The sequence below is a fragment of the Pseudolactococcus insecticola genome (genome assembly GCF_011170065.1).
Taxonomy (GTDB): Bacteria; Bacillota; Bacilli; order Lactobacillales; family Streptococcaceae; genus Pseudolactococcus; species Pseudolactococcus insecticola.
In genome coordinates this window covers 77,988-94,748 of sequence record NZ_BLLH01000007.1, presented here as the reverse complement: position 1 = coordinate 94,748, position 16,761 = coordinate 77,988, and the positions used below count along the sequence as shown (strand labels likewise).

Genomic DNA, 16,761 nt, shown 5'->3' with positions numbered 1-16,761 from the left:
TATATGACGACTGGTAAAAGAATTGGCATTTTAGGAGGTAATTTCAACCCTGTCCATCATGCGCATTTATTCATCGCAGATCAGGTGCAGCAGTTGTTGCAGCTAGACGAAGTCCAGCTCATGCCTGAAAATCTGCCGCCACATGTGGACGCAAAGCCGACCATTTCGCCTGAGCATCGCATCGCCATGCTGAAACTCGCCATCAGAAACTACCCCAATCTGACACTCAATCTGTCAGAAATCGCACGTGGTGGCAAATCTTACACTTACGATACTATGTTAGCTGAGACGACCAAGCACCCAGAAAATACCTATTTTTTCATCATTGGCGGGGACATGGTGGACTACCTGGACAAGTGGTACAGGATTTCAGACCTGATAGAACTCGTGACCTTTGTCGCAGTAAAACGGGAAAATACTGGCGCAGTTGTCCCAAAATATCCCGTGAAATTACTTGATTTACCACAGCTAAATATCTCATCAAGCGACATCAGAGCACGTATTGCATCAAAGACTGCACCGCGGCCGAATTTTCTTCTGCCCGCTGAGGTGCTTGACTACATTGACGAAAATAAGATTTATCATGCCTAGACGCAAAAAAAGTAGTATAATGGAACTGTTTTTAGGAAAGGACTAGACACATATGACTGAACTTACACAAGATTTTACACAATCACTCTATGATAACTACTTGGCAAACGCCAAATATCAAGCGGTGGAGAATGCGGCAACGAAAAACGGCCTGCTAAATGCGCTTGAAAATCGTGCCTCACACGCCGCCAACCTGCCAGTTTTCTCGCTTGATTTGACCAATGATCCCGTTGCCAATCAAAAACAATCAGGACGCTGCTGGATGTTTGCAGCACTCAATACGTTTCGTCATAAAATATTGACAGAATTCAAGCTTGAAAACTTTGAACTGTCACAAGCCTACACATTTTTCTGGGACAAATACGAAAAATCAAACTGGTTTTTGGAACAAATCATCACGACAAGCGACCTCGAAATCGGTGATCGCAAACTGAAATTCCTGCTTGACGTGCCCCAACAAGACGGTGGCCAGTGGGACATGGTTGTTGCGCTATTTGAAAAATACGGCGTCGTGCCAAAAGACATCTATCCTGAGTCTATCTCATCAAGCGCCAGTCGTGAGCTTGACCAATATCTCAACAAAATCCTGCGCCAAGATGCGCAAGTTTTGCGTGATTTGATCAAAACAGGCGGCGATGTGGCAGCAAAAAAAGCTGAACTCTTGCAAGAAGTCTTCAACTACCTTGCCATGACGCTCGGCTTGCCACCGCAAAAGTTTGACTTTGAATATCGCGATAAAGACAACCAATTCAACAAGTTTGAAAACATCACACCGCAAGCTTTTTACGAAAAATTCGTCAACCTCAAACTCGACGACTACGTGAGCGTGATCAACGCACCAACGGCCGATAAACCTTACAACAAGTCATACACAGTAGAGTTTTTGGGCAATGTTGTGGGTAGCCGCGATGTTCGCCACCTTAACGTCGACATGGATCGCTTCAAAAAACTCGCGGTCGCACAAATGCAAGCTGGCGAAACGGTCTGGTTTGGTTGTGATGTAGGTCAAGTCTCTAACCGCAAAGACGGCCTTCTGACGCTTGACGCATATGACTTTTCAGCCATGGACGTAGCCTTCACACAAGACAAGGCGAGCCGTCTGGATTACTCAGAAAGTCTCATGACGCACGCCATGGTACTGACGGGTGTTGACCTCGATACAGCAGGCAATTCACTCAAATGGAAAGTTGAAAATTCATGGGGCGAAGATGTTGGTAAAAAAGGTTATTTCGTAGCCTCCGACGACTGGATGGATGAGTACACTTATCAGATCGTCGTCAGAAAGGAATTTCTAACAGCAGAAGAACTCGCAGCCTATGAAGCAGAACCAGAAGTCCTGTTACCATGGGATCCGATGGGTGCACTGGCTTAAATAGTTTTGTGAACCATTATTTAAAATATCTGATACTACAAAAGCGATACTCATTTGAGTACCGCCTTTTTTTAATTGCTCCCTGCAACCCAGCCAGTCGCAAGGGCGCTTGTGATGTTGAAGCCACCTGTGTGAGCGTTAATGTCGAGGACTTCGCCAGCAAAATAGAGATTGTCTACCGTCTTACTCATAAGCGTTTTCGGTGTGATTTCACTCAGATCAACGCCGCCTGCGGTCACAAAGGATTTGGCAAAGCTCATGGTGCCAGTAACTTTGATGGGAAATGCTTTGAAACTTTCAAGTAATTGCTGCAACTTTTTCTGTGGCAGTTGTTTGATTTTCAGATCAGGTGCAAGCCCTGTTATTTCGATCAGAAAGTCAGCGAGGCGCTCCTGTAAAAAGAGTTTGGCGACATTTTTAAGCGATTTATCACGCAGTTGCTCAAACTTATCAGCAAGTTCATCTGCGGTCAATGTTGGCAAAAAGTCAAGCGTGATCATCTCGTCAGAACTTGTCACAAAACTAGACGCCCGAAGCGCCGCAGGACCTGATAAGCCAAAGTGTGTGAAAAGCAAGTCGTGTGTAATCGTCTGATTTTTAATCTGCAAAGACACATCACGCAGGGAGATGCCTTGTAGTTTTTTATGCGGAAAATCAGTCATTAGCGGACTTTCCGCAGGTTTCAACTCTGTGACTTTGAGCTTGAAATGCCGTGCAATATCGTGACCAAAGCCAGTTGAGCCAGTCGATGGATAGGACTTGCCACCTGTTGTCACGATGAGTTTTCGGCTGGAAAAGCTCTTGCCGTCAGCTGTTTTGATGGTAAACTCATCGTCACCTTTTTTGACAGAGATGACTTCAGTTTTCGTCAGAACGCTCGTGCCAAGCTCAACCATCTTTGCTGACAGCGCAGCGATGATCGTCTGTGACTTGTCGGTCACGGGAAAGACACGGCCGTGATCCTCAACTTTGAGCTTGGTACCATTGTCCTCGAAAAAAGCCATAATATCGTGGTTGTCGAACTGGGCAAAGGTGCTGTAGAGAAACTTTGCGCCGTGAGGGATGTTTGCGAGAATCTCGTCACGCGTGCCATTATTGGTCACATTGCAACGACCGCCGCCCGTCATGGCGAGTTTTTTGCCGAGCTTTTTATTTTTATCTAAAAGTAGCGTTTTGCGACCGTAAAAGCTGCTCGCAATCGCAGCCATCATGCCCGCCGGGCCGCCACCAATGATGATTGTATCGTAATTAGTCATGTTGTTATTATAGCAGAAAAAATTGGAATTTTGGCAGATGTTGCTAGACGAAGCTACTTTCTAACAATGGAAAATATGATTCTGGTTTTTCTTTTGCCAATTTGTGACAAAATTCTTGAAAAAAATTGAAAAAAGCGGTAAAATAAGGCAAATTGATTTTTATATTGAAAACGGTAACAGCTTTCATTTTCAGTCTAAAAGTCAAAATTGCGAGTTGCACATCATATAAAGACTGTGTGCTCACGCTTAAAAAATAAGGAGAACTTATGTCACACGTAAAATTTGATTATAAACCAGCTTTGGAATTCGTTTCTCAACACGAATTTGATTATCTGCAACCAGCAGTTTCAGCTTTTGACAAGGCTTTGCGCGAAGGAACTGGACAAGGTTCTGACTTTACAGGCTGGATTGATCTGCCAAAAGACTACGATAAAGGCGAGTTTGACCGCATTTTGAAAGCCGCAGACAAGATCAAGTCTGACAGCGACGTCTTGATCGTCATCGGTATCGGTGGGTCATATCTCGGTGCGCGTGCGGCGATTGATTTCCTCAACAATCCATTTGTCAACTTGCAAACAAAAGACGAACGTAAAGCGCCGCAAGTCTTGTACGCTGGAAACTCTATCTCATCTACTTACCTGTCACAACTCGTTGAGTACGTGGGCGATAAAGACTTTTCTGTCAATGTCATCTCAAAATCTGGGACAACGACTGAACCTGCCATAGCTTTCCGCGTGTTCAAAGAAATGTTGATCAAAAAATATGGTCAAGATGAAGCTAACAAACGCATCTACGCTACAACTGACAAAGAAAAAGGTGCCGTTAAAGTTCAAGCCGATGCACAAGGTTGGGAAACATTTGTTGTGCCAGACGCTGTTGGTGGTCGTTTCACAGTTTTGACGCCAGTTGGTTTGTTGCCAATCGCAGCATCAGGTGCAGATATCCAAGCGCTTATGGACGGTGCAGCAGCAGCGCGTGAAGCTTATAGTTCTGACAGCATTGCCAAAAACGAAGCTTACCAATACGCTGTTTTGCGTAACATTCTCTACCGCAAAGGTAAATCTATCGAAATCCTTGCCAACTACGAACCATCACTCCAATACTTCGGTGAATGGTGGAAACAATTGGCCGGTGAGTCTGAAGGTAAAGACTACAAGGGTATCTACCCAACGTCAGCAAACTTCTCAACTGACCTCCACTCAATCGGTCAATCTATCCAAGAAGGCAGCCGTAACTTGTTTGAAACAGTGATCAAAGTCGCTGAACCAAAACTTAATATCAATATTCCAGCTGAGTCAGAAGACTTGGACGGCCTTGGCTACCTTGAAGGAAAAGACGTTGACTTTGTCAACTCAAAAGCATTTGAAGGCGTGCTTCTTGCCCACACTGACGGTCAAGTGCCAAACTCAGTTGTAACGATCGATAAACAAGATGAATTTACACTTGGCTACCTGATCTATTTCTTTGAAATCGCGATTGGCCTATCTGGTTACTTGAACGGTGTCAATCCATTTGACCAACCAGGCGTTGAAGCTTACAAGAAAAACATGTTTGCTTTGCTTGGTAAACCAGGATTTGAAGCACTTTCAAAAGAATTGAACGCGCGTTTGTAATCTAGGTATAATGACTAATATAGGAAAAACAGTCGAAAGGCTGTTTTTCTTTGATAAGGCAGGTCTTTGCTTGAAAATAGGAGTGAATGTCATGACTGTTAGCCCGTTTGAGGTAAAAAAATCCCGTCAGAAAAAACGGCTTCCGGCTGTAAATCAGCCACTAATCCTTGAAAACAAGAAAAGATCCCCCAAGAAAGTTTACGTGTTAGCGATTATCTTTTTTGTAGGCCTTGCCTTCACGGTAATAGCCGACAAGGATTATGGTCAGATTGAAAAATTTGGCATGCTGGTCTGGTTCGTGCTTAGCTTTTTTGCCTATGCAACAGTTGTCACGAGCTTTGCAGTGATTTGGCAGCGTTTGCTGCGTCCTTCTCCTAAAACTAAAAATGCCTTTTTCATCTTTATAACGGCGTTTATTTCAAATCTTTTGTCAAAACTCATGATCATTTTCTACCTGTTCGCATTTCTACTTGCACCAGCTTTTTGGCTGATTTCAAAGCATTGGACGATAGGTTGAAAAATCTACAGCAAGAAAATCAAAAATGACAAGTCGTTTGAGTTCGCACTCAGCCGATTTTTTATTATAATTAGATTAAGAAGGATTATTCTCAAAAATAGACCAAAAGAATGGAGCAAAGACTATGATTATCACAAGACATAACGAGGTGTTTGACGAGATCACACCGATTACAGAGGGTCAGGCGCCAGATTTTACACTAACGGACCAAAATCAAGTGGCAGTTACCCTATCTGAGCTTTCTGACCCAATCATCATCAGTGTTTTTCCTGATATCAACACCCGCGTTTGTTCGCTACAAACCCGCAGGTTCAATGCTGAGGCAGCTGCGAACGCAGATATTTCGTTTCTATCTATCTCAAACAACACACTGGATGAACAGGCTAATTGGTGCGCGGCTGAAGGCGTTGATATGACAGTCCTATCTGACGAAAAAAATGAATTTGGTAAGCTCTACGGCCTAGTTATGACGCAGTCAAATCTCCTAGCACGCAGCGTCTACGTCATTAAAAATGGTCAGATTATCTACTCTGAGATTTTAGATGAGATGACAGATGAGCCCAACTACGATCGTGCGCTTAAAATTGCAGCTGAAAATAAATGATAGAAAAAATCCTGATTTCAATAAATCAGGATTTTTTTGTGATTTGACGTGCCTCACAAAACCAGCTGGTTCGTCTGCGCCAGATGGAGGTTACTGCAAATGTTTCGCCATTTTCAAAAAATTCATAGGTCAAAACAAAGGTTTTTTTTGAGATGCGATCTGGTTTGAAGGCTGCAATCGCTAGATTTTCATGGTGTTCAGTTAGCTTATCCGCTTTTGTGATTTCAATGCCGTCACGGCGAATCTCGGTAAAATGTTCTGACAGGAGTTGCGCGTCTGAACCGTTTAGCACTTGTTCTTCTAAACCAAGCAAATGCAGCGCCAGACTAGCGTCACGTTCCTCATCAGGCAAGATAGCAGGCTCGACATGGACATCCACATCAAACACATCAAAGTTTGCTTTCAGGGTATTTTCGATGACCTCGGTCGCCGCATGGCTCTCAAAAACTGAGAGATCAGGCGACATCTCAACGACGACATCTAAAAAGATATTACTACCGTAAGTTCGCCCGCGGATAAATTTGACGCGCGTAACCTTGTCAATCTCAGCAATCGCAGCAGTGTAAGTCGCTATCTTTTCTTCGTCAAAGCCATCAGATAAGCTAAACACGGACTCAGCAAAAATATCATAGGCAGTTTTGAAGATGAAAACCGTGATGACCACAGCCATGAGTCTATCAATGATGGTCAAGTTAAAGGACGCTGCAAAGATTGCAATTGATGTCGCAATTGACGTGACTGCGTCAGACAGATTATCCTTTGCGGCGCTCATCAGAGCAGAACTTTTAGATTTTTTGGCGAGATTTCGGTTGTAAAAGTAAATCCCTATCATGACCACGGCCGAGAAAATCCCGACAAGTGACCCAACGAGGTCGACAGACGTTTTGGTATTGTGTAAAATCGCATCTACCGTGTCTTTTAAGACAAAAAAGCCGACGACAAACATGATAAAACTCGTCAGAAGAGAGGCGACTGACTCAACTTTCCAGTGGCCATAGGTATGATCGTCATCAGCAGGTCTGCGGGCAATTTTTAAGCCAATCAAAACGGCGACATTACCCAAAATATCAGTGACATTGTTAAATCCATCTGCTCGTAAACTCTCAGAATGTGTCATACTTGAAACAGAGATTTTGATGAGGGACAAAATAACATAGGCCCAGATGCTCAAAAGTGCCCCGCGTTCCGCTAATTTCAAGTCTTTATAACGTGAATTTTCCATTAGTCTATTATAACAAATTAAATGCCAAATCGGCTCAAAAATTTGTGAATTTCTCAAAGGGTAAAATGCCATGAAATATGTTAGAATAGTAAAGATTTAACATTGAAAGGAAATATTTATGCTCATCAAAGCAATCAAACAGTACAAGTTTTGGGCGCTAGGCTCGCTTGCAATGGTCATCTTAGTTGTTGCAACGACGCTTTGGCAGCCACAAATCTTGACCAAAGTCCTTGAGGCTGTGTCTGAAAATGACAAAAACAAAATCGCAGACTACGGTGTGCAACTCCTGATTATCGCAGGTATCGGTCTTCTAGCTGGGGTTGTCAATACAATCTTTGCAGCCAAAATTGCACAAGGTGTTTCAGCTGATTTACGGGAACAAACTTTCCGAAAAATCCAAAGTTTTTCATATGCTAATATCGAAAAATTTAACGCCGGAAATCTTGTCGTTCGCATGACAAATGACGTCAATCAGGTCATGAACTTGATTATGATTTTGTTCCAAATTCTTTTGCGAGTACCGCTTTTATTTATTGGATCATTTATCCTTGCGATTCATACGCTACCAAAACTGTGGTGGATTATCGTGCTTTTAGTTGTCGTTATCGTCTTGATCACGGCGGCATCTATGGGGAGCATGGGCAAACATTTTGGTGCTTTCCAAACCTTGATGGATAAACTAAACGGTATTGCTAAGGAAAATCTTCGCGGCACACGTGTCGTTAAGTCTTTTGTCCAAGAAAAAAATCAAGCGGCGAAATTTGACGAGAACTCAGATGAGCTGTTAGGACATAACTTAGCAGTTAGCTACATCTTTTCTGCCATGATTCCAGCCTTCACTTTTGCGGCCTATCTTGCTGTTTTTGGAGCCATCTGGTTTGTGTCGACTTACGTCCAAAAAGAACCAAAAGATCTTGCTGGCATTGCATCATTTATGACTTACATGATGCAAATCATGTTTGCCATTATCATGGGTGGTATGATGTCTATGATGGCGTCACGTGCCTTTATCTCACTCAAACGGATCGGCGAAGTGATCAATACCAAGCCTGCTATGACCTTTGAAGACAGTGCAGATATTGATCTGACGGGTGATCTTGAGTTTGACAATGTCACATTTACCTATCCGACTGACGATGAGCCAACGCTTGAAAATATTTCTTTTAGCATCAAAGCTGGGGAAATGGTTGGTGTCGTTGGGGCGACGGGTGCTGGGAAGTCAACACTTGCTCAGCTGATTCCACGACTGTTTGATCCGACCGAAGGCGCAATCAAAATCGGTGGTCATGATCTGCGTGAGCTCAATCGTAAAAATCTACGTGAGACGGTGTCTATCGTCTTACAACGGGCGATTTTGTTCTCAGGGACCATTGCGCAAAACCTGAAACATGGTAAGGCAGATGCGACGATTGACGACATGAAACGTGCCAGCTCAATCTCGCAAGCACGCGAATTTATCGAAAAAATGGCGGATATCTATGATAGTTCAGTCGAAGAACGTGGGACCAACTTCTCAGGTGGTCAAAAACAACGTATGTCCATCGCGCGTGGTGTTATCGGCGATCCGAAAATTTTGATCCTAGATGATTCGACATCAGCACTTGATGCCAAATCTGAAAAATTGGTGCAACAAGCGCTTGCTGGGGAACTTGCCAACACGACTAAAATCATCATTGCCCAAAAAATCTCATCAGTGGTACATGCCGATAAGATCCTTGTTTTGGATGCGGGCAAACTGATCGGCGTGGGTACACATAAGGAACTCGTCGAAACAAACGAGATTTACCGTGAAATCTACGCAACACAGAAAGGAAGTGAAGCCTAATGGGAGAATATCAAAAAGCCATCAAATTTTTCTGGAATTACTTCAAAAAATTCAAGCTATCATTTCTGATCATCGCTATTGCTGTGATTGCAGCCACTTATTTGCAAGTTAAAGCGCCTGTTTTTCTAGGCGATGCGCTAACAAAACTGGGTGAGTGGTTAGGCGATTATTTCAAGCATCAAGGTGCACAAAAAGTTGTGGCATCGTTTAACGGGCATATCCCACAAGAGTTGCCGCAACAACTTGCCGCTCAGCTACATAAAAATGGCCTGCCAACTGACGTGACAAAACTTGTCAACTTGGCAAAACACGCACCAGAAAAGACAGCATTTGTCGCGGTGATGTGGAAACTTTTACTGTCTTATGTCTTTATGACAATTGCCATGCTGATTTACAGCGTTTTGTTCGGTCGTATCGTGTCTCACTCGACAAACTCAATGCGTAAAGGTCTGTTTGGCAAGCTAGAACGTCTGACGATTTCGTTTTTTGACCGTCATCAAGATGGCGACATTCTCAGCCGCTTTACGTCAGATTTGGATAACATCCAAAACTCGCTCAATCAATCACTCGTACAAGTGGCAACGCAATCAGCCATGTTTATCGGTGTTCTGATCATGATGTTCCGTCAGAACGTGAGTCTCGCATGGGTAACAATCGCATCAACACCAGTTGCGTTGATCCTTGTTGCCATTATCATCCGTCAAGCCAAGAAATATATCGACTTGCAACAAAATGAAGTCGGTAAACTAAACGCCTATATGGATGAGAAAATTTCTGGTCAGAAAGTCATCATCGTTGAGGGTCTTGAGTTAGACGCGATTGAAGGCTTTGTCAAGCAAAATGATAAAGTGCGTAGTGCAACTTTCAAAGGTCAAGTCTACTCGGGCATGCTCATGCCTGTCATGACTGGTATGAGTTTTGTCAATCTGGCAATCGTCATTTTTGCAGGCTCACTTATCGCACTCAATGACAAGTCAATGTCAACAGCAGCAGCGCTTGGTCTAGTCGTGATGTTTGTGCAATATTCACAACAATACTACCAGCCTGTCATGCAGATTTCATCGTCATTTTCACAACTTCAAATGGCTGTCACAGGTGCCCGCCGTTTGCAAGAAATGTTTGACGAAAAAGATGAAGTTCGCCCTGAAAATGGCAAATCCTTCACTGGCATTGAATCAGGTGTTCAGATTGAAAATATCGACTTTAGCTACGTACCGGGTAAACCGATTTTGCGTGACGTGTCGATTGATGTCAAAAAAGGTCAGATGGTTGCAGTTGTTGGACCGACAGGTTCTGGTAAGACCACAATCATGAATCTGATGAATCGTTTTTATGATGTTGACAAGGGTAGCATCAAGTTTGATGGCGTTGATATTCGCGACATGGATTTGGATTCATTGCGTCGTGGCGTTGGTATCGTGCTGCAAGACTCTGTTTTGTTCAGTGGAACGATCAAGGACAACATCAAATTTGGTTTTGACGCGACAGACGAAGCTGTGATCACAGCAGCCAAAACAACGCACATCCATGAATTCATTGATAGTCTTCCTGATAAATACGATACGCTCGTTGACGACGATGAAAATGTCTTCTCGACAGGTCAGAAACAGCAGATTTCGATTGCACGGACGATTTTGACAAATCCAAAACTCTTGATTTTGGATGAAGCGACATCAAATGTAGACACGGTGACTGAGCAACAAATCCAGTGGGCAATGGAAGCAGCAATTGCAGGTAGGACGTCATTTGTTATCGCACACAGACTCAAAACAATTCTCAATGCCGATAAAATCGTTGTCCTAAAAGACGGCGTGGTCATTGAAGAAGGCAGCCACCATGAGCTACTCCAAGTGCCAAATGGTTTTTATGCCGAATTGTATCACAATCAATTTGTCTTTGATTGAAATTGAAAAGTAAGCAGTAGAAAAATCGATTTCCCGAAAGGAATCGATTTTTTTGTGTCCAAAATTCGTCAAGGTGCCAAATGAAAAAAAATATGGTAAAATAGAAAAGCATGAATTGACATTTTTAAGAATTGGATTTGATAGAAAATATGAAAAAAATAGTAATTAACGGTGGTAAGCGCATTTCTGGCGAAGTGACGATTTCGGGTGCTAAAAACTCAGTTGTGGCGCTGATTCCAGCAACGATTTTGGCAGATGACGTGGTCACACTTGAAGGCGTTCCTGACATTTCTGACGTGGCAAGCTTGATTGAGATTATGGAAATCATGGGCGCAACAGTCGAGCGTGACATGGCGGCAGGTACAGTGACCATCGACCCACGTGGCGTTGAATCAAAACCGCTACCGTATGGTAAGATCAACTCTTTGCGAGCGTCTTATTACTTTAACGGATCGCTTCTTGGTAAATTTGGCGAAGCAACTGTTGGCTTGCCTGGCGGTTGTGACCTTGGACCACGTCCGATTGACCTGCATATCAAAGCATTTGAAGCACTTGGCGCACGGATGACCTTTAAAGAAAACGCCATGCACCTGACGACAGATGGTAAGCACATGCGTGGCACGACGATTTTCATGGACATGGTTTCAGTGGGGGCGACGATCAACACGATGCTTGCCGCGGTTAAGGCAGAAGGGCGTACCATTATCGAAAATGCGGCGCGCGAGCCTGAGATCATCGACGTAGCAACGCTTTTGAACAACATGGGCGCCAAAGTTCGTGGTGCAGGCACAGACGTCATCCGCATTGACGGCGTTCAAAAGCTCGGTGGTGCGCGTCATACCGTGATTCCTGACCGCATCGAGGCGGGTACTTACTTGAGCCTGGCTGCTGCCTTTGGCGATGGTGTGGTGGTCAATAACGTGATTTACGAGCATCTTGAGTCTTTCATCGCAAAACTCGAAGAGATGGGTGTCAAGATGGTCGTGCGTGACGACTCAATCGAAGTGCTCAAGTCGGAAAATCTCAAAGCTGTGACCATCAAAACCGTGCCATATCCTGGCTTTGCGACAGATTTGCAACAGCCGATCACACCACTTTTATTGATGGCAAATGGGCGTGGCAAAATCATCGATACCATTTATGAAAAACGAGTTAATCATGCCGCAGAACTCGCACGTATGGGTGCGAACATCCAAGCTAGCAATGGCGAAATCAACTACCATGCGCCAAATGATCTGCACGGTGCACAAGTTACGGCGACAGATTTGCGAGCAGGTGCAGCACTTGTCAATGCAGGTGTGATTGCAACAGGCGAAACAAAAATCTCAAATGTTGAGTTTATTCTGCGTGGCTATGATAATATTATCGAAAAAATGACAGCGCTTGGTGTTGACATCAAATTAGTTGACGAAAATTGAGTTTTGGGCTTGAAAATCGTCGCTAGTTTTGATAAACTATATTAGTATTGATTACTTTGGACTGGCAAACAGTCCAAGGCAGAAAGGAAATATCGAACATGAAAGCAGAAATCCATCCTAATTATGGACCAGTAGTATTTATGGATACTTCAACAGGCTTCAAATTCTTGAGTGGCTCTACAAAAGGCTCAAGCGAAACTGTTGAATGGGAAGATGGCAACACTTACCCATTGATCCGTGTGGAAACATCATCAGATTCACATCCATTCTACACTGGTAAAGCTAAATTCACACAAGCCGATGGCCGTGTGGACCGTTTCAACAAAAAATACGGATTGTAAGCTATATTTCATTTCTAGAGTTATCTGGAATACAAGAAATCATGGCTAGACCGTACTTTACTGCGACGAGCGAAAGCGAGAAAGCAAAAAATACGGATTGTAAGCTGTATTTCATTTCTAGAGTTATCTGGAATACAAGAATACGGTTTATTGGAAAGACGCCTGCGGGTGTTTTTTCTTACCTTAAAACACAGCGTCTGTCTAGGAAATTTGGTATAATAAAAGCATGTCAATTCACCTGAAAGCTGCTGATTTACTTTTTGTCAAAACAGACCAAACGCAATTTTCGACCGCTATTGCTGAGGCAACGGGCGACTATGTCCACGTGGCAATCGTTGCTGCGGCTAACAAAATCATCCATGCAACGTTTACACATGGCGTTGTGGCGCAGACGTTGGCAGAATTTCTAGCTGAAAATCCTGATCCAGACGTTTATCGGTTTGATGATGAAGGAATTGATTTTGACACGGCAGATGTGATTGAGCGGGCTGAAAATCAGTTGGGTAAGCCTTATAACTTGAGCTTTTATCCTGATGCAGAAGGATTTTATTGTTCTCAGCTTGTTGCCTATGCCTTTAAAAATCAAGTGTTATTGCCAGAAGTTGCCATGCAATTCGGCGATGGTGAGGACTTGATTTCGCCGTATTGGCAGAGCTACTATGACAGACTAGGACTAGCAGTCCCGCTGGGTCAAGCAGGAACTAATCCGAATGACTTATCGCAATTTTCAAAACTCAAACGAATAGGAACCCTGTCAGATGGCGCAAATCAAAATTTTTAATCAGACGAAACTCACGGAACGTCCGTTTTTTCAAGATCTGATTGACCACCTGGATACACATGAGGATGTGACTTTGCGCAAGCTCAAGGTGGTCTTTTCTGATGTGAAAAATCTGGAGCGCCAGATTGAGGATTTTGTTCAGGCAGGCTTTATCAGGCGTGCTGAAAAGCGCTATACCAATGCCTTTCAGACTTTTGAAGATGGTGATTTTGACCTGACTTTACCCGCATTGGAGCCGAAACGACTTGTGTATGACGCACCGTTTTTTGTCAGAAATGGTTCAAAGTTGATGACGAAGCTTGCGACATCTCAAGTCCAGCAGGTTTTGAAAAATGATACGAATGGCATCAAACTGCATATTTCGTCAGATTTTCAGCGTTCTGACGACAGTCTAGCCAACTATTTTTATCATGTTGATAAACGTGTTAAGCTGACCCCACTTGAAGAAGAAGTTTTTGAGCTTATCGGTGATAGTGATCCAAACTATGTCTTGAAATATATGACGACATTTCTCCTGAAATTCGCCAAAAAAGACACCGTTAAAAATAAAAAACCAGATATTTTCGTCAGAACACTTTTGAAATATGGTTATATTCGGGAAGTGGCCCCTGATTTGTTTGCGACGACATTTGCGTTGGCAGATAAAAAAATAGCGACTCAAAAGCTAGACACGGCACAAGATTTCATCGCGCAACAAATCCGTCAGACGAAAAAAGTCGAAAATTTCCTAACATTTGAATGAAAATTCTTGTCAAAATGACAAAAATTGGGTAAAATAGAAAAGTGAGATTGATTACTGAAAATGGTGATTTTCCCATAGACGCAAAAAATGCGCCAATTTAGCTCAGTTGGTAGAGTTGAAAGCACTGCTTTCAATCGGCGGATAAAGAAATTCGAAGAATTTCTACATCTGGCTGCTCTTTCAAATGTCAGCAAAGTAATCAACAATCTTTCCCACAGACGCAAAAAATGCGCCAACTTAGCTCAGTTGGTAGAGCAGCTCACTCGTAACGAGCAGGTCACAGGTTCGATCCCTGCAGTTGGCATGACCGGGTTAAATCACCCGAAGAAGCAGAAGAATCGCGCTTGGCACGATTTTTTTTACCTTGTTTTTTTCGAAAAAACTCCACATAACAATGTTAACACCAATTAACACTAACATTACGCCGAAATAGCTCAGTCGGTAGAGCAGCACCATGGTAAGGTGAAGGTCGTCGGTTCGATTCCGATTTTTGGCATTAACAATCGCTTATTTATGCTCGTAATTTGGTCGGGCGTCTCTACTTGGCACCGTAAATGCCAACCAATAAGCAAGGAGTTTAGGTCTCTTTGCGTCGTTTCGCAGAGGGATTTTCTTTTTAGAAAGATAGGTATATGGAAGAATTAGTAGCTAGAATCAAGCAAGACGGGACGGTTTTGGGAGACGATATTTTAAAAGTTGATAGCTTTTTGACCCATCAAGTTGACCCCAAACTCATGCGCCAGATTGGCCGTGTTTTTGCGGCAAAATTTGCAGATGCAGGTATCACAAAGGTTGTTACCATTGAAGCAAGTGGGAATGTCCCTGCGGCATACGTGGCTGAGGCGCTTGATGTGCCGATGATTTTCGCCAAAAAAGCTAAAAACGTGACCATGACCGATGAGCTTTTGACGGCAGATGTCTATTCATTTACCAAAAAAATCACGTCAACCGTACAAATCTCGAGAAAATTTCTGTTAGAAACAGATAAAGTGCTTGTGATCGATGACTTTTTGGCAAATGGTCAGGCGGCTCTCGGATTGATCAAAATTCTTCACGAAGCAGGGGCTCAAGTCGCAGGTATAGGCATTGTGATTGAAAAATCTTTCCAGACTGGACGCGGCTTAGTCGAAGAAACAGGTATCCCCGTCTTTAGTCTTGCGAGAATCGCAGGATTTGACGCGGGAGAAGTTGTATTTGCGGAGGCAGACTTATAATATGAGCAATCAAAATCAAGAAATCAAACACTCGAAATCTGCTGTTCTAGGCTTGCAGCACTTACTTGCCATGTACTCGGGTTCGATTCTCGTGCCCATCATGATCGCAGGTGCGCTCGGTTATTCATCAAAAGAGCTGACCTATCTGATTTCGACCGACATTTTCATGTGCGGGGTCGCAACGCTTTTACAGCTTCAAGTTAATAAATACTTCGGTATCGGCCTGCCGGTTGTCCTGGGGGTTGCCTTTCAGTCAGTCGCACCACTCTCAATTATTGGTGCAAAACTAGGATCAGGTGCCATTTTTGGCTCGATTATCGTGTCTGGGATCATTGTGATTCTAATCTCTGGCGTCTTTTCAAAAATCCGCAAATTCTTCCCACCACTCGTGACAGGCAGCGTGATAACAACGATTGGCCTGACCTTGATTCCCGTTGCAATCGGGAACATGGGCAATAATATCGCAAAACCAAAACTCTCAAGCCTGATTTTGGCGGCGGTGACGATCGTGATCATCCTCTTGATTCATGCCCTAACGACAGGTTTTATCCGCTCGATTGCGATTCTGATTGGGCTTGTTGCGGGGACTATTATCGCGGCATTTATGGGGCTCGTTGACTTCTCGCCAATCGCGCAAGCACCGATCGTCCACGTGCCAACCCCATTTTTCTTTGGTAAACCGATTTTTGACCTGTCATCGATTATCATGATGACGATTATTTCCTTAGTGTCAATGGTGGAGTCCACAGGCGTTTACCTGGCACTTTCAGATATTACAGGCGATGAAATCTCTGAAACACGCCTGAGAAATGGCTATCGTGCTGAGGGGCTCGCCGTGACTTTGGGTGGTATTTTCAACACTTTTCCTTATACCGGTTTCTCACAAAATGTCGGTCTGGTCCAATTATCAGGCATCAAAACCCGTCGCCCTATCTTTTATACGGCTGGCTTTCTCGTGATTTTGGGACTGTTACCAAAGTTTGGTGCCTGTGCGCAAATCATCCCTGGTCCAGTTTTGGGTGGCGCCATGCTCGTTATGTTTGGGATGGTCACTGTTCAAGGGATTCGGATGCTAGCTCGTGTCGACTTTGAAAATGAACACAATCTGCTAATTGCGGCAGTCGCTATTGCAGCAGGCGTTGGCTTCAACGGCACAAGTCTATTTCAAGCGCTGCCCGATACGGTTGAAATGTTCTTAAATAACGGCATCGTCATGGCAACGCTGATTGCCATTGTCTTGAATGTGATTTTTAATCGTGAACCAGATTAAATTATATGGAAAAGTAACCTTTAGTGTGGCTGCTTTTTTATTTATCGACAAAAACAGTCTATATTCTCCGTCCCTTACCCGGTTCAGATGT

15 protein-coding genes and 2 tRNA genes are annotated in these 16,761 nt (G+C 43.6%); 15 read left to right on the top strand and 2 right to left on the bottom strand.

Going from position 1 to position 16,761, the window contains the following annotated elements; genetic code table 11:
* Positions 1-3: 3 nt before the first annotated feature.
* Positions 4-591 (top strand): nicotinate-nucleotide adenylyltransferase, encoded by a 588-nt coding sequence (locus tag Hs20B_RS07060; protein ID WP_172356998.1) that lies wholly within the window; start codon positions 4-6, stop codon positions 589-591.
* A gap of 52 nt (positions 592-643) precedes the next feature.
* Positions 644-1,963, top strand: coding sequence for an aminopeptidase C (gene pepC / locus Hs20B_RS07055; RefSeq protein ID WP_172356996.1), 1,320 nt, complete (start codon positions 644-646; stop codon positions 1,961-1,963).
* A gap of 71 nt (positions 1,964-2,034) precedes the next feature.
* On the opposite strand, the gene Hs20B_RS07050 is transcribed toward pepC, so the two are convergent.
* The gene (locus tag Hs20B_RS07050; RefSeq protein WP_172356994.1) at positions 2,035-3,219 is read right to left on the bottom strand and encodes a BaiN/RdsA family NAD(P)/FAD-dependent oxidoreductase; all 1,185 of its coding nucleotides are present in this window, start codon (positions 3,217-3,219) and stop codon (positions 2,035-2,037) included.
* Positions 3,220-3,485: 266 nt separating this feature from the next.
* Between Hs20B_RS07050 and Hs20B_RS07045 the strand changes: the two genes are divergently transcribed.
* The 3 genes from Hs20B_RS07045 (at position 3,486) to Hs20B_RS07035 (ending at position 5,953) form a co-directional block, all read left to right on the top strand.
* On the top strand, positions 3,486-4,832 hold the full coding sequence (locus Hs20B_RS07045; RefSeq protein ID WP_172356992.1) for a glucose-6-phosphate isomerase: 1,347 nt from the start codon (positions 3,486-3,488) through the stop codon (positions 4,830-4,832).
* 91 nt (positions 4,833-4,923) lie between these two features.
* Positions 4,924-5,349, top strand: coding sequence for a hypothetical protein (locus tag Hs20B_RS07040; protein ID WP_172356991.1), 426 nt, complete (start codon positions 4,924-4,926; stop codon positions 5,347-5,349).
* Positions 5,350-5,473: 124 nt separating this feature from the next.
* On the top strand, positions 5,474-5,953 hold the full coding sequence (locus Hs20B_RS07035) for a thiol peroxidase (RefSeq protein ID WP_172356989.1): 480 nt from the start codon (positions 5,474-5,476) through the stop codon (positions 5,951-5,953).
* Between the two features lie 25 nt (positions 5,954-5,978).
* Here Hs20B_RS07035 and Hs20B_RS07030 read toward each other — a convergent pair whose 3' ends face one another.
* A complete protein-coding gene (locus Hs20B_RS07030) occupies positions 5,979-7,175 on the bottom strand; it encodes a cation diffusion facilitator family transporter (RefSeq protein ID WP_172356987.1) in 1,197 nt (398 codons plus the stop codon).
* Between the two features lie 118 nt (positions 7,176-7,293).
* Here Hs20B_RS07030 and Hs20B_RS07025 point away from each other — a divergent pair, with 118 nt between their 5' ends.
* The 10 genes from Hs20B_RS07025 (at position 7,294) to Hs20B_RS06980 (ending at position 16,670) form a co-directional block, all read left to right on the top strand.
* On the top strand, positions 7,294-9,000 hold the full coding sequence (locus tag Hs20B_RS07025; RefSeq protein WP_172356985.1) for an ABC transporter ATP-binding protein: 1,707 nt from the start codon (positions 7,294-7,296) through the stop codon (positions 8,998-9,000).
* Complete coding sequence (locus tag Hs20B_RS07020) at positions 9,000-10,904, top strand: ABC transporter ATP-binding protein (RefSeq protein WP_172356983.1); 1,905 nt, start codon at positions 9,000-9,002, stop codon at positions 10,902-10,904. Before Hs20B_RS07025 ends, Hs20B_RS07020 begins: the two co-directional genes overlap by 1 nt.
* Before the next feature lie 149 nt (positions 10,905-11,053).
* Complete coding sequence (murA, locus tag Hs20B_RS07015) at positions 11,054-12,322, top strand: UDP-N-acetylglucosamine 1-carboxyvinyltransferase (RefSeq protein ID WP_172356981.1); 1,269 nt, start codon at positions 11,054-11,056, stop codon at positions 12,320-12,322.
* 98 nt (positions 12,323-12,420) lie between these two features.
* Positions 12,421-12,663 carry a type B 50S ribosomal protein L31 gene (locus Hs20B_RS07010; RefSeq protein WP_172356979.1) on the top strand — a complete coding sequence of 81 codons (243 nt, stop codon included), beginning with the start codon at positions 12,421-12,423 and terminating at the stop codon, positions 12,661-12,663.
* Between the two features lie 226 nt (positions 12,664-12,889).
* Entirely contained in the window at positions 12,890-13,444 is a 555-nt protein-coding gene (locus Hs20B_RS07005) for a YiiX/YebB-like N1pC/P60 family cysteine hydrolase (RefSeq protein ID WP_172356977.1), read from the top strand.
* On the top strand, positions 13,422-14,186 hold the full coding sequence (locus Hs20B_RS07000) for a DUF1803 domain-containing protein (protein ID WP_172356975.1): 765 nt from the start codon (positions 13,422-13,424) through the stop codon (positions 14,184-14,186). Before Hs20B_RS07005 ends, Hs20B_RS07000 begins: the two co-directional genes overlap by 23 nt.
* 231 nt (positions 14,187-14,417) lie before the next feature.
* Positions 14,418-14,490 (top strand) — tRNA-Thr (locus Hs20B_RS06995).
* 119 nt (positions 14,491-14,609) lie between these two features.
* A tRNA-Thr gene (locus Hs20B_RS06990) sits at positions 14,610-14,682 on the top strand.
* Positions 14,683-14,818: 136 nt separating this feature from the next.
* Complete coding sequence (locus tag Hs20B_RS06985) at positions 14,819-15,400, top strand: xanthine phosphoribosyltransferase (protein WP_172356973.1); 582 nt, start codon at positions 14,819-14,821, stop codon at positions 15,398-15,400.
* Position 15,401: 1 nt separating this feature from the next.
* Positions 15,402-16,670, top strand: a complete 1,269-nt coding sequence (locus Hs20B_RS06980; RefSeq protein ID WP_172356971.1) for a nucleobase:cation symporter-2 family protein — start codon at positions 15,402-15,404, stop codon at positions 16,668-16,670.
* Positions 16,671-16,761 lie beyond the last annotated feature (91 nt).